This window comes from Variovorax glucosi (assembly GCF_051216695.1).
Taxonomy (GTDB): Bacteria; Pseudomonadota; Gammaproteobacteria; order Burkholderiales; family Burkholderiaceae_C; genus Variovorax.
Window position 1 is genome coordinate 1 of record NZ_JBPJZE010000212.1, and the last position, 1,212, is coordinate 1,212.

3 protein-coding genes are annotated in these 1,212 nt (G+C 67.2%); 1 reads left to right on the top strand and 2 read right to left on the bottom strand.

What is annotated here, in order from left to right:
• Positions 1-406: acyl-CoA dehydrogenase family protein (locus tag ACSFA3_RS24365; RefSeq protein ID WP_435507954.1), on the bottom strand; the 406-nt coding region annotated here is incomplete at its 3' end.
• Positions 407-650: 244 nt separating this feature from the next.
• Here ACSFA3_RS24365 and ACSFA3_RS24370 point away from each other — a divergent pair.
• Positions 651-887: a hypothetical protein gene (locus ACSFA3_RS24370; RefSeq protein WP_435507955.1), complete on the top strand. Its 237-nt coding sequence runs from the start codon at positions 651-653 to the stop codon at positions 885-887.
• A 19-nt stretch (positions 888-906) separates the two neighbouring features.
• On the opposite strand, the gene ACSFA3_RS24375 is transcribed toward ACSFA3_RS24370, so the two are convergent.
• The coding region (locus ACSFA3_RS24375; RefSeq protein WP_435507956.1) for a UDP-2,3-diacylglucosamine diphosphatase at positions 907-1,212 on the bottom strand (306 nt) is incomplete at its 5' end.

The following is a 1,212-nucleotide window of genomic DNA, read 5'->3' on the forward strand; positions in this document are numbered from 1 at the left end:
CCGACTGCGGCTCCGAGTAGCCCTGGCACCAGTAGTCCTCGCCCGAGCGGATGCCGGGCAGCCACGTGCGCTTCTGCGCCTCGGTGCCGAAGGCGATGATCACCGGCGCGACCATGCCCGGGCCCATGGGTGCGCGCGGCGGCGCATCGGCGGCTGCAAGCTCGGCCGCGAAGATGTAGTGCTGCATCGGCGTCCAGCCGGTACCGCCGTGCTCGACCGGCCAGTGCGGCACGCTCCAGCCGCGCTTGGCAAGAACGCGGTGCCAGCGGTTGCCGTATTCGTAGTCGGTGAAGATGCCGGAGCAGCGCCGGCCCGCCGCGCGCAGTTCGGGCGTCAGCTCACGCGCCAGGAAATCTCGAACCTCGTCGCGGAATGCGGTCTCCGCCGCCGTGAGTGCCCAGGCCATGGTGTTTGTCGTCTCCTGTCGAAGAAATGCACCGGCCGAGTGTGATGCCCGCGGGGGCGTGCGGCATCGTCGGATCGGACGAACGTGGCCGCGTGTGGCATGGCACCCGGAAAGTTACGGCTTTCCGTGGACTTTTGTTTTCATTCGGGATAATCCGATACGTCGGCGTTCCGGTTCCTGCTCCAATGCGTGCGGGAGTTGTTCCGGGCGCCCGAGAACGCGCCGCCCTCGAAGGAGCACCGCAGTGAATCCTGTTATTCCCGGCTTCCCGCACAGCAGCGTCGCACGGCTGTGCGACTACGAACTGCCGGAACCGCCCGCCACCCTTTTACAGAATCCACTGGAACCCGACGGCCCCGAGAACCTCGCGTTGGACTGGTGGCTATGGATGGACGAGGTGGGCAAGAGCATGCTTCGGCATTACGACGCCTGGCGCGAGCAGCCCGGCCATACGACGAACGACCCCGGCCGCAAGGGCTGACCGGCCTGCTCGGACAGGCTCAGGCGGCGACGGCTTCGCGCTGCGGCGTAGCCTTTGTCGGCACGGGCATGTGCTGCGCCCAGTCGATGATTTCCAGCGTGCCGTCGGCATGCTCGGCCAGCGCCGTCAGGCTCTCGACCCAGTCGCCGTCGTTGCAGTAGAGGATGCCGTCGATGTCGCGCATCTCGGCATGGTGGATGTGGCCGCAGACCACGCCCTGTGCGCCGCGCTTGCGGGCTTCGCGGGCCACGGCCACTTCGAAGTCGCCCACGTAGCTCACCGCGCGCTTGACCTTGCCCTTGAGGTACTTGGACAGCGACCAGTA